A 12,262-nucleotide genomic window follows, 5' to 3' on the forward strand; every position below is an offset into this window, starting at 1 on the left:
AAAGTGAATGTTGCCGCTTTTTGCGAGAATCGCACCGTCTTGTCTCCAGTTTGTGAGTCTAAGGTAATCTATGGCAATCAATTTACTCCATCCCAAAAACTGCCGTTGACTGAGCTGGCCTGTGCTGAGCAAAGCCGAAGTAGGCTAAGTCAATTGTTCGCTTCGACTCCGCTCAGCGTGCTGACTCCGTTAGGAAAACGATATATTCAGCATCGGCAATGACTACAAGCTTTCTCAAAAATTGCCTCAAAAATCAATCCAATCCGTAATGGACTGGTATCGAAACGCGATTGCCCGGATAATTCGCGCATTTTTTAGCTGAACACTCGCCATGAACATCACCGATTTGAATCAACTTTCCCGCCGAGTCGTGCCGGCGTTTCCCGGCTGGTGGGCGGCGCTCGGCCCCGGCGTGGTGTGGATGGCGTTGGCGCAGGGTAGCGGCGAGTTGATCTGGTGGCCGTATATGGTCGCTAAATACGGCCTGACTTTTTTGTGGCTGCTGGCGCCGGCCTGCTTGTTGCAGTATCCGCTGAATCTGGAAATCGGCCGCTACACGATGCTGACCGGCGAGAGTATTTTTCACGGCTTTATTCGCCTGCATCGCGGCTTCGGCATATTTCTGTGGCTGTTGATGAGCGTCTCGTTTCTGTGGTTCGGCGCGTTTGCGTCGGCCGGCGGCACGGCGATGGCGGAACTGACTCATTGGCCGGAAGGCTGGAGCCAGCGCGGGCAAAGCCTGTTCTGGGGTTATGCCTCGATCGCGGTATTTTTGAGCGCGATTCTAGCCAGCGGCGTGGTCTATACCTTGATCGAGCGCTTCATGAAACTGGTGGCGCTGGTGACGGTGGTGGGGTTGCTGTCGGCCTGCATGCAAAGCGACGTACTGGCGACGCTGCCGGCCTTCGCCCAAGGCTTGCTCGGCCCGGTGGGCGAGATGCCTCGACCCTGGGACGCGGCTGACGCCAGCAAGCTGCTGACCGCCATCACCTTCGCCGGCCTGGGCGGCTTTTGGATTTTGTTTTATTCCTACTGGCTGCGCGACAAGGGCGCGGCGATGGCCGGCCTGGCGGGACGCATCACCGGCCTGGGCGGTACCGAGGAAGCCGTGCTCAGCGACGGTTTCCTACCCGCCGACGAGCCGCAAAGCGCGAACAACTGGTCGACCTGGAGCCGATTCTTGAGCATCGACATCATGGTCGGCATTCTCGGCAATCTGCTGACCACCTTGATGATGTGCCTGCTGGCCTATGCGTTGCTGTTTCCGAAAGGCCTATTGCCTCAGGAATACGAGCTGGCGGTGGTGCAAAGCCAGTTCTTCGCGGTCAGTTGGGGCGAAATCGGCCGGCTGTTGTTTTTGGTGATCGCGGCGGCGTTTTTGACCGACACCTGGCTGGCGACGGCCGATGCGGTCAGCCGGATCCAGGCCGACATCGTGCTGACGCTGTTTCCGGAAAGCCGCCGCTGGCCGGCGCGCAAGTGGTATTACATTTTCCTGGGCCTGCTGACGCTGATCACCTCGTTCACCATGCAACTCGACGCGCCGGGGCCGCTGATTTTGACCAGTGCCTTGATCGGTTTCATCGGCACCATCCTGTTTCCGGTGGCACTGTATCTGCTGAACCATAGACTGTTGCCGCCGCATCTGCCGGAATGGGCGCGCCCCACGCATCGGCCGTGGCTGTTGGGCCTCAGTTTTGTGCTGTATCTGCTGTTGGCGGCCTTGTATATAGGCTCGGTTTTAAGCGGTTAATAACCCATTTCCAGGTCTTGTTTTTCGGTGATTTGTCACTAACAATACCGCCTAAAACAACCAGTAAACCCTACGGAGGCGACTCATGGCATTACAACAGCAACAGGACGGCATGTATTTGAGCGAAGCGGAGTATCTGGCAACCGAACGGATTTCCGAGGTGAAACACGAGTATATCGACGGCCAAGTCCATGCGATGGCCGGAGCCGGCTATAACCATAATTGCATATCAGCCAACATCCTCGGCGAATTTAGAAATCATCTAAAAGGCACGCCCTGCGCGACTTTCATGGCCGACATCAAAGTCCGCATCGGCAAGGATTATGTCTATCCCGACGTACTGGTGGACTGCAGCCAAATGAGCGGCGAAGATTATTTCTCGACCTCGCCGCTGATCATCGTCGAGGTGCTATCGCGTTCTACCCGCAAAACCGACAGCACGACCAAATTGCTGCGCTACATCAATCTGCCGTCGCTGCAAGAATATGTACTGATCGAACAGGATATCGTCTCGGTGCAGGTCTTACGCAAGAGTAACCATTGGCGGTCGGACTATTATTTTCTCGGCGATAGCGTCACGTTCGAGTCGATCGGACTGACCTTAACGGTCGAGGAAATCTACGACCGGGTCGACAATGCCGACATGAACGAATTCAGGCAGCAAAACAGCTGAGTCAGTGCCTTTTCGTTTCCGCCTCCTTCAACAACTCGTCGATGAAATACCGGCAATACGACGGTAGGTAAAGCTGCTTCAGATAAGCGATTTTGGTAACCGAAGCCTGTATCAGATGCCCCAAATCCAGCGCCACCAGATCGCTGTCCTTGTTCGGTTCATACGAGGTTTCGGCGATGATGCCCACACCCAGCCCTAACCTGACATAGGTTTTGATCACGTCGGAATCGGCGGCGGCCAGTACAATATCGGGATGCAAATCCTGTTCGTTGAAGGCTTTTTCGATTGCGGAACGTCCGGTAAAACCGGGGCTGTAAGTCAGAATCGGCTGCGCCGCCAAACGCTGCAAGCTGAGTTTGCCTTCCGTCAGCGTATGCCCCTGGGGTACGACCGCGACGTGATGCCATCGGTAACACGGTTTCAGTACCAACCGGTCGTCCTCGGCCAGCTTCTCGGTACAAATGGCAATATCGGCCTGATGCCGATGCAACAGATTAATCAGATTATCCGGCGATGACTGCACCATATAAATCTTGATGCCGGGATATTTTTCTCGGAACTTTTGCACCGGCACCGGCAGCAGATATTTGGCCTGGGTATGAGTGGTGGCGATATGCAAGGTACCGTTGCGATTATCGCGAAAATCATCGGCCATGCTTTGAATATTCTTCTTGGCCTGATGAATCTGCTCCACCTCTTCGATAATCCGCTCGCCCAGCGGTGTCAACCCCAGCAGGCGCTTGCCATGGCGTTCGAACAACGGCGAACCCAGCTCCGTTTCCAGCAACTGAAGCTGCCGGCTCACCGCCGACTGCACCACATGCATTTTTTCAGCGGCCTTACTCAGATTGAACTGGGTCTCCTGCAATACCCGTAGCAATTCCAGTTGATTCAAGTTCATGTCAAATCGATCCCGCTCTTCCCCACTTTACGCATTGGCGAAAGCAGCCGGAAAGGCCCGGAAATGTTCTTGCATCGCATAAGCCTCCGCCACCGGTAAACAAGTAATATAGCCTTGGTACGTGTTTAGCGCTTTAGCAAATCGCGCATCCTGCTCCAGGGCCGACAAGCCCTTGTCGGCCAGCTTCAGCAGATAAGGCAAGGTGGCATCGGTCAAGGCCAGCGTGGAGGTACGAGGATAGGCGCCGGGCATGTTGCCGACGCAATAATGAACCACGCCGTGTTTTTCAAAAACCGGTGCTTCGTGAGTGGTCAGATGCGCGGTTTCGATGCAGCCGCCTTGATCGATGCTGACATCGACGACCACGGAACCGGGTTGCATAGTTTTTACCATCGCCTCGGTCACCACATGCGCGGCACGGGCGCCATGAGTCAATACCGCGCCCACCACCAGATCGGCGCTACGCACATGCTCGGCGATGGTGGCCGGGTCGGAAATCACGAAGCCAATCTCGCTGGAAATTTCATGCTGTAAGCGGGCGGCGTTTTCCGGAAACAAGCCGGCCACCGTCACGTTAGCGCCCAAACCGTATGCCGTGCGAGCGGCGTGGCTACCGACCACTCCGTCGCCGATGATCAACACATTGCCGTGGCGCTTACCCAGCACCGAGCCCAACATGACGCCTTTACCGCCATTGCAACAGGCCAGATAGTGGCAGCCCATTTGCACCGACATATTGCCGGCCACCGCGCTCATCGGCGCCAGTAGCGGTAATCGGCCGTTTTCGTCTTCCAGGGTTTCGTAGGCCACCGCGCTGGTTTTGCCGGCCAGCAAGGCCTCGGTCAAGGCCCAAGGCACGCCGGCCAGATGAAAGTAAGTAAAGACGATTTGCTGCTTCAAATACCGATACTCCGGTTCGATCGGCTCCTTGACCTTCACCACCAACTCTTGATCCCAGGCCTGTTTGGTGCCGACAATTTTTGCGCCGGCTTGCTCATAGGATTGATCGCTAAATCCGGAACCGATACCGGCACCTTGTTCGACGTGGACTTGATGGCCACGCGCGATTAACGCCGCCACCCCGGTTGGGGTAATACCTACACGGTATTCTTTGCTTTTGATTTCTTTGATCAAACCCACATGCATAACGGTATAACTCCCGATGAGTAAGTAATTCGGACTTGCGCATCGATAGAGTATTGCTAAGCCGGCAATGGCTGTCAATCACTGTTAACGGCAAGCCAGGCCGCGAAGGACGGGTGGTTGCGGATCGCTATCGGTTAGCGGAAGAATAAGTTAACATCCGAACTTAGTCATTTAAGACTGTTCGTGTATTATCGGCCGATACGAACCAAACCAGCCAAGGACGCTGAAAATTCTATAGAATGACCCCACTTATTCGGACAAAAAAATGCTATGGCTATTTTAACCTGGAGCGATCAGCTTAACCTTGGTATACCGTCGGTCGATCAACAACACCAACATCTGGTCGCCATCCTGAATCAACTCGACGAAGCCGTGGCGCTTGGCTATGAACCGCAAAAGGTGTTGAGCTTGATCGACGAGTTGGTGGACTACGCTCATTATCATTTCGACAATGAAGAGCAATTGATGCTGGACTCGGGCTATGACGGCGAACTGTTCGGCAAACACCAGATTCAACACCAGGAGTTCGTCAAGCGCATCCGTCAGGAACAAAGCAAAGCCCAAAACGATCCGGATACCGTATCCAATAGTTTGATAGACTTTCTGGTCGAATGGCTGATGGGGCATATCTTGTTTTCGGATAAGCAAATGGCCCTGGCCCTCAACCAGAACGCCTCGGTCAGCGTGGACCAAATCAAACAGGAACAGACCGACATCATGCAGAGCAATCTGTACTCGGCTCTGCGTGAAAGCGAAACCCGCTTTAGGGAACTGGCCGATCAACTGCCGGCCTTGATCTGGATCAGTAACAATAAGCATGTGCCTATTTTCTGCAACCGGTTCTGGTCGCAAACCTTTGGCCTCTCCAAACAAAACATCAGCCAAAGCAATTGGCACAAAACCATAGACCCTTCCGACCTTGAGCGGGTTGAGCGGATTTACCAAACAGCCAGCCAAGAACTATCCGAGCAGCAAGTCGAATACCGGCTGAACCGGCCCGGTCAGGACACGGTCTGGATATTGGAAAAAATAGTACCGCGAGTTCGTAGAAACGGCCAATACGCCGGACTGATGGGTTTCGGCATGGACATCAGCCTGCAAAAGCAAGCCGAGGCCAATCTGGAGCTGCAAGTCAATCAACGTACCCGGCAGTTAGTCGATGCCAACACCAAATTGGCCATCGAAAAGGATCAGCAGCAGGCCTTGAATCGGCAACTGAAGGATTTGCAGAGCCATTTAATTCAATCCGAAAAAATGGCCTCGCTCGGCCAACTAGCGGCCGGTGTCGCCCATGAAATCAACAATCCCTTGGGCTATATCTACTCCAATCTCAACACCTTGCAGCAGTATATTCAGGAACTGTTGAAAATCATTGAGGCGGCTCAAGTGCTTGCGCTACAAATGCCGGCGGACAACCCGCTGGTGGTCGACTTCCAAAGGCTGCAGAAAAGTGTCGATCTGGATTTCATGAAAGCCGATATCCCCGATCTGGTTAAGGAGGCCTTGGAAGGCGCCACCCGCGCCAAAAAAATCGTGCAGGATCTGCGCGATTTTTCCCATGTCGATAAACAGGATCAAAGCCAGTTTGATCTGGAAGCCGGTATTGATGCCACGCTGAATATCGTCAATAACGAAATCAAGTACAAAGCCGACATCGTTAAGGAATACGCCGGCGTCAAACCCTTTGTCTGTGTCGGCAGCCAAATCAATCAGGTAATTTTGAATTTATTGGTGAATGCGGCTCAGGCAATAAACGACTTCGGCAAGATGACCATCCGCACCGGTTACGAAGGCAAGGACTGGGTCTGGTTTGAAGTGGAAGATAGCGGCAACGGCATCTCGGAAGAGATACGCTCGAAAATCTTCGATCCGTTTTTTACCACCAAGCCGGTCGGCAAAGGCACGGGCTTGGGTTTGTCGTTGTCCTATAAAATCATTCAAGACCACAAGGGCCGAATCGAGCTGGAATCCACTGTCGGAAAAGGCAGTAAATTTAAAGTATTTTTACCTTGTCAACCATTCGATGCCGACGCCTAGCCCGTCTTGAAACCATGAACGACACTGCCCTCGCCTCCCCCGCCAACTTGCTGTTCGTCGATGACGAACCCAATATCCTCAAGGCATTGAAACGGCTGTTCCGTTCGGCCGATTACAATGTGCTGCTGGCCGAAAATGGCGAACAAGGCTTACAACTGCTCGAAAATAATCCGATTGATCTGATTATTTCCGACATGCGCATGCCGCAAATGGACGGTGCCGAGTTTCTGTCCCGCGCCGCCGAGCGATGGCCGGACACCATCCGCATACTGTTGACGGGCTTCGCCGACCTGGAGTCGACCGTGACCGCGGTCAATAAGGGCAAGATTTACAGCTATTGCAGCAAACCCTGGGAAGACAACGAACTAAAAATCCTGGTTAATAATGCGCTGGAACAAAAACGTTTGCGCGAGGAACGCCAGCAACTGTTTGCGATTATCCATCAACAAAATCAGGAATTGAAGGAACTGAACGAGCAGCTGGAAGACAAGGTTCAACTTCGCACCGAACAATTGAAACTCTCTTTGCAGCGGATTGACGGCGCGCATAATGCGCTGAAAAAACAATTCACCAATACCATTAAAACCTTCGCCCGCATCATCGAAATGCGTCCAGGCATCAAAAGCGGCCATTCCAAATACATCGCCGAGAATGCCAAACTGCTGGCGCAGCGCATGGGGGCCGATGGCGATGCGATCAAAGACATTTTGTATGCCGGACTGCTGTTACAGATCGGCAAGATCAGCCTGCCGGATAGTTTACTTTGGCAACCCTTGAATCAGATGTCGACGGCCGGCAAAAGGCGCTATTTGAGTCACGGCCAGGAAGGCTGGAGTTTGCTGAACGGTATCGAGCATCTGAAAAACGCCGCCGAGTTGATTCTGCATCAACATGAGCATTATGACGGAAGCGGCGAACCGCACGGTTTATCCGGCGACAAAATCCCTCTAGGTTCAAGAATATTGGCGGTGATACGCGACTACATCTGCAGCCTGGACGGCTTCATCACCGGTTCGGCCATGAGTATCGACGATGCCAAGAAGCGTTTAGAACAAAAAAAAGACAGCTTATACGATCCGAATGTAGTGGATCGGTTTTTATGCATGCTGGCGGAATTAACCGCCGAAGATCAACGGCCGATTATTGAAATATCCTGGACTCAATTACAACCCGGCATGGAAGCCGTCGAGATTATTCACAACGGCATCCTTTTTTTAAAGGACCAAATCCTCAGCCAGAGCCAGATCGACAAAATCCTGGATATGCGTAAACACAGCAAGGATCTTATCCTGCGGGTACGGGTCTAGTGATTAATCGACTCCATAGCGCTTGAATAAGTAACGCAGACCTTCCAGTCCATCCTCAATCGACCATGACACCGATTGCGTCAGCAAGTCCAGCAAAACAATACCGTTGACCGCCGCATCCTGGCTAATTGCCGCCCTCAGCCGCCGGGCCAAGGCCCTGTTAATAATTTGCAGTTCCTTGTATATGTCAGCCAATCCATCCAGTTCCATGGTATAGGCCTTTCCATCCTTGTATAGAAAATATTGCGCCAGCAAAAACATCGATGTCGTCCGATAGATGGTTTCGTCCTCGCTGGCCAAGGGCAGGTGAAAGCGTGCCATCGGCTTGAAATATTCGGTATGCGGACAAGGACTGGTGGCCATGATTAGGCCTAGAATCGAACTCAACACCCGCTGCGCGGTGGTATCGCCGCTGATGGTACGCTCCGGGGTGATGACTTCCAAGCGCACTGCATCATGCGAAGCCATGGCGCCGCATAATTCAATCAGCGGCACCAGATTGGCGGCTACCGGACAAAAAGGCGTATCTTGTTTCGACAACGGGCAATTACTGCATTGCTGATAATCCAGTTCGGCCCAAAAAGGCCGAGGATGCTGTTTTGGCGCAATATAGCTGTTGGTGGCTTTGTCGATGTGGATAGGGAACTCCAGACTATCCCCGCCAGCAAACAACAGCTTATATAAAAACAGCCATCGTGATTGGTCCGAAACTTCCAAAGTCATCATTTTCCTTTATGCTATAAGCCATGGAAAAAACAAAAACATCACTGCCATGAATATTGAAACCGCAAAAATTCTACTCGTCGATGATGAGCCTAACATATTGAAAGCGCTTTCCCGAGTTTTAAAGCAGTATACGACCACTACCGCCACCAGCGGCCAGGAAGGCTTGTTGTTGGCGCAAAACGCGGAGTTCGACCTAGTCATTTCCGATTACAAAATGCCGGAGATGGACGGCCTGGATTTTTTGGAAAAATTCATGGCTATCCAACCCGATGCTATCCGCATCATAGTCACCGGTTATGCCGACCTCGACGCCGCCCAAAATGCTATCAATACCCTGGGGGTTTTTCGCTTTATCAATAAACCCTGGAATAATCTGGAAATTGTTCATGCCGTTGAAAAAGGCCTGGAACTAAAAAATATCTTACTAGAAAACAAGATGCTTGCCGACCAGGTCAGGCGCCAACAAGCCCTACTGAATGAACAGGAAGCCATTTTACGGGCTTTGGAAGCGGAAGAACCCGGCATTACCAAGGTCAACTGGGCTCCCGATGGCTCGATTATTCTGGATGAATCCGAATTTGACAGCGAGTTATAACGCCAGATGGTAACCGACAAGGCCGTTTCCACAACAATATCTAGCCGTTTTACCACTTACGCCGGCTTAACCGAACATCATCCGGCTCATGCGCGAAGAAAGTAAATCGGAAGACCAAAAACTGGACATTCAGCAAATCATAGGCTGGCTGGAACAGGACGACATACTTTCGCCCCAGGATTTAACCAAATGCCGGCAATACGCTCAGGCCGGGATCAATAAACACAAACATCCGCTGAAAGTACTGGCGGAGTGCGAACTGGCCGACAAATCCCGTCTAGGCAAGCTGCTGACTCAGGAAGACTTAACCCAATGGCTGGCCAATAGATTAGCCATGCCCTACTACTATTTCGACCCGTTGCGGATCGATGTCGCCAAAGTCACTACACTGTTCAGCAAGGCCTATGCCGGCAATTACAACATTCTGCCGATCCAAATCAGCGACGAGGAAATCGTCGTCGCCACCGCCGAGCCGTTCGTGCATTCCTGGAAGCAGGATTTGGCCAAAATGCATAGCGGCCAGATTCGCTGTGTTTTTTCCAATCCCGATGAAATCAAGCGTTATCTGGACGAATTTTATAATTTTTCCCGCTCGCTAAAGGGTGCCAGCAGCCAAACCGGGCAAAACGACAGAGCCGCCGTACAAAATTTCGAACAACTGGTCGAACTGAGTAAATCCGCCGATCTGGATGCCAACAACCAGCATGTGGTGAATCTGGTCAATTGGTTGATGCAATATGCTTTCGATCAGCGCGCCAGCGATATTCACATAGAACCCCGCCGCAGCCAGGGTAATGTACGTTTCAGGATAGATGGCATTCTGCATCAGGTTTACCAGTTACCCAAGCCTATCTTGAATGCGGTGTTGAGCCGGCTAAAAATTCTGGGACGGATGAATATCGCCGAAAAACGCCTGCCGCAAGACGGCCGGATCAAGACTCAAAACGTCACCGGCAAGGAGATCGAGCTCAGGCTTTCCACCATGCCGACCGCTTTTGGCGAAAAACTGGTGATGCGGATTTTCGATCCGGAAGTGTTATTACGCGACTACGAACAACTCGGATTCAACAAACAGGAACTGCAAATCTGGAACCATATGACCTGCCAAAGCCATGGCATCATTTTGGTCACCGGCCCCACCGGTTCCGGCAAAACCACGACCTTGTACTCCACCCTTAAACGGCTGGCCACGCCCGAAATCAACCTGTGCACAGTCGAGGATCCGATCGAACAAATCGAGGCCAGCTTTAACCAAATGCAGGTGCAAGCCAATATCGGCCTGGATTTCGCCAGCGGCATCCGTACCCTGATGCGGCAAGATCCCGACATTATCATGGTGGGCGAAATTCGCGACATGGAAACCGCCGAAATGGCGGTACAGGCCTCGCTGACCGGACATTTGGTTTTCTCCACCCTACACACCAACAACGCACCCGCCGCCGTGACTCGATTGCTCAACATCGGTGTACCGGCCTATTTGATCCAGCAAACCTTGCTGGGCATCATGGCTCAACGCCTGATTCGGGTATTGTGCCGCTGCAAGACCGCTGTTGCGGTAAATGAACAACAATGGCAAGCGTTGGTGTCACCCTTTAAAGTGGCTACCCCGCGAGTCATCTATCAAGCCGTCGGTTGCAAGCAATGCCGAAATACCGGCTTTGCCGGCCGCATCGGTATTTATGAGATCCTTGAAAACACGCCTACCCTGCAAAGGCTGATCGTGGAAGGTTGCGACAGTACCCAATTACAAAAACAGGCCATCAAGGAAGGCATGCGCCCTTTACGCCTCAGCGGCGCTGAAAAAGTGGCCGCCGGCATCACGACCATCGAAGAAGTCATGCGGGTAGCGCCGGAACGGATCGATTTGTAAGCCTGATCCGGTTTCTGGCCCTGTTTTAAAAAACAGGACCCATCTGATTTAAAATTTTAAGTTGACAGCTTGAAAAATAGAATTATAATGGGCCCTCTTTCCACGGCATTAAGTGGAAATGCCGAGGTGGTGAAATTGGTAGACGCGCTAGCTTCAGGTGCTAGTAGGGGTAACCCTGTGGAGGTTCAAGTCCTCTCCTCGGCACCATCACAGATTCATGTCGTTGCAAACGACACAAAAAACCGCTAAGCCATTTGGTTTAGCGGTTTTTTTATGCTCATCGCATATTGATAATATCAAGCCGCTCAGCATTTATCCGTCACCCCACTGCCGACTCCTAAACCAATCAAGGGAGCCCCCAAGAATCGTATCAAGCCCAGACAGACGAAGATTAGCTCGATGGCACGAGCGAACCAACTAATTATCCTACAATAACAAACCTTGATCTATCGCCACAAAGCGGTCGGCGGCCTGTATCAGCGTTTGCGCGGTCAGCGCCTCCACGCCGTAAACTTCCGATTTGACGCGATAACGCTGCCCGGCCTTTTCCAGCAACATTTGAAAATCGCCATCGCCGGACAACAAAATGATCACATCGGCTTGCTCCGAGTATTCAAGCACATCCAGGGTAATTCCCACATCCCAATCACCCTTGGCGGAACCGTCGCTGCGCTGAATATAGGGTTTGAGCTTGACCTGAAAACCAATATCTTTCAGGATTTGCTGAAAACCGCGCTGCTTGGCGTCGCCTCGCTCTATCGCGTAGGCAAATGCGGCAACGACTTGGCGATTGCGGGTAGCCTGCCGCCAAAAGGCGCTGTAATTGAAGTGTTTTTGGTAGCGATGTTTGCAGGTGTAATAGATGTTTTGCACATCGACAAAAATCGCCACCTTATCCATGCCGATATTATTTCAGGAACGAACAGCAATAATCGCTGGCGGTTTTGACCTTCATCGTGAACTGCGAATTTCCTGGCACATTAAAGGCTTGACCACCGGTGACGGTTTGCCAATCAGCATCCGGCAATTGAACCTCGAGCTCACCCGCCAGGATTTCCATCAATTCTGGATCGGCGGTATTGAAGGTATATTCGCCAGGCTGCATGAAACCCAAGGTTTTTTTGCTGCCATCGGCGAAGATGATGGTGCGACTATTAACTTTGCCGTCGAAATAAACGTTGGCTTGCTTGACGATGGAGACATTGGTAAATTCTGACATAGTGACTATCTACTGCTAAAAAAGCCGAACATGAT

Annotated in this window: 11 protein-coding genes and 1 tRNA gene; 7 read left to right on the forward strand and 5 right to left on the reverse strand. The window is 52.1% G+C overall.

Features of this window, described 5'->3' with window-relative positions; translation table 11 throughout:
• Positions 1-331: 331 nt before the first annotated feature.
• Positions 332-1,753, forward strand: a complete 1,422-nt coding sequence (locus IVG45_RS08030; RefSeq protein WP_196437311.1) for an Nramp family divalent metal transporter — start codon at positions 332-334, stop codon at positions 1,751-1,753.
• 85 nt (positions 1,754-1,838) lie between these two features.
• Positions 1,839-2,426, forward strand: a complete 588-nt coding sequence (locus IVG45_RS08035; RefSeq protein WP_196437312.1) for a Uma2 family endonuclease — start codon at positions 1,839-1,841, stop codon at positions 2,424-2,426.
• A 1-nt stretch (position 2,427) separates the two neighbouring features.
• On the opposite strand, the gene IVG45_RS08040 is transcribed toward IVG45_RS08035, so the two are convergent.
• Both IVG45_RS08040 and ald read right to left on the reverse strand, forming a co-directional pair.
• On the reverse strand, positions 2,428-3,327 hold the full coding sequence (locus IVG45_RS08040; protein ID WP_196437313.1) for a LysR substrate-binding domain-containing protein: 900 nt from the start codon (positions 3,325-3,327) through the stop codon (positions 2,428-2,430).
• A 27-nt stretch (positions 3,328-3,354) separates the two neighbouring features.
• Complete coding sequence (gene ald, locus IVG45_RS08045; protein ID WP_330165395.1) at positions 3,355-4,467, reverse strand: alanine dehydrogenase; 1,113 nt, start codon at positions 4,465-4,467, stop codon at positions 3,355-3,357.
• A gap of 276 nt (positions 4,468-4,743) precedes the next feature.
• Here ald and IVG45_RS08050 point away from each other — a divergent pair, with 276 nt between their 5' ends.
• Positions 4,744-6,510 (forward strand): bacteriohemerythrin, encoded by a 1,767-nt coding sequence (locus IVG45_RS08050; protein ID WP_196437315.1) that lies wholly within the window; start codon positions 4,744-4,746, stop codon positions 6,508-6,510.
• 14 nt (positions 6,511-6,524) lie between these two features.
• Complete coding sequence (locus IVG45_RS08055; RefSeq protein ID WP_196437316.1) at positions 6,525-7,817, forward strand: HD domain-containing phosphohydrolase; 1,293 nt, start codon at positions 6,525-6,527, stop codon at positions 7,815-7,817.
• A gap of 3 nt (positions 7,818-7,820) precedes the next feature.
• Here the strand turns inward: IVG45_RS08055 and IVG45_RS08060 are convergent, their stop codons facing one another.
• Positions 7,821-8,543, reverse strand: a complete 723-nt coding sequence (locus IVG45_RS08060; protein WP_230874805.1) for a DUF6901 family protein — start codon at positions 8,541-8,543, stop codon at positions 7,821-7,823.
• Positions 8,544-8,589: 46 nt separating this feature from the next.
• On the opposite strand from IVG45_RS08060, the gene IVG45_RS08065 reads away from it, so the two are divergent.
• The 3 genes from IVG45_RS08065 to IVG45_RS08075 all read left to right on the forward strand — a co-directional run bounded on the left by IVG45_RS08065 (position 8,590) and on the right by IVG45_RS08075 (position 11,215).
• A complete protein-coding gene (locus tag IVG45_RS08065) occupies positions 8,590-9,138 on the forward strand; it encodes a response regulator (protein WP_196437317.1) in 549 nt (182 codons plus the stop codon).
• An 88-nt stretch (positions 9,139-9,226) separates the two neighbouring features.
• Positions 9,227-11,008 (forward strand): GspE/PulE family protein, encoded by a 1,782-nt coding sequence (locus IVG45_RS08070; RefSeq protein ID WP_196437318.1) that lies wholly within the window; start codon positions 9,227-9,229, stop codon positions 11,006-11,008.
• 120 nt (positions 11,009-11,128) lie between these two features.
• Positions 11,129-11,215 (forward strand) — tRNA-Leu (locus IVG45_RS08075).
• Between the two features lie 219 nt (positions 11,216-11,434).
• On the opposite strand, the gene IVG45_RS08080 is transcribed toward IVG45_RS08075, so the two are convergent.
• Together IVG45_RS08080 and ppnP are read right to left on the reverse strand one after the other, a co-directional pair.
• Positions 11,435-11,908, reverse strand: a complete 474-nt coding sequence (locus IVG45_RS08080; protein WP_196437319.1) for a LabA-like NYN domain-containing protein — start codon at positions 11,906-11,908, stop codon at positions 11,435-11,437.
• A 7-nt stretch (positions 11,909-11,915) separates the two neighbouring features.
• The gene (ppnP, locus tag IVG45_RS08085) at positions 11,916-12,227 is read right to left on the reverse strand and encodes a pyrimidine/purine nucleoside phosphorylase (protein WP_196437320.1); all 312 of its coding nucleotides are present in this window, start codon (positions 12,225-12,227) and stop codon (positions 11,916-11,918) included.
• Between the last annotated feature and the right edge of the window lie 35 nt (positions 12,228-12,262).

Source organism: Methylomonas sp. LL1, assembly GCF_015711015.1.
Lineage (GTDB): Bacteria > Pseudomonadota > Gammaproteobacteria > Methylococcales > Methylomonadaceae > Methylomonas.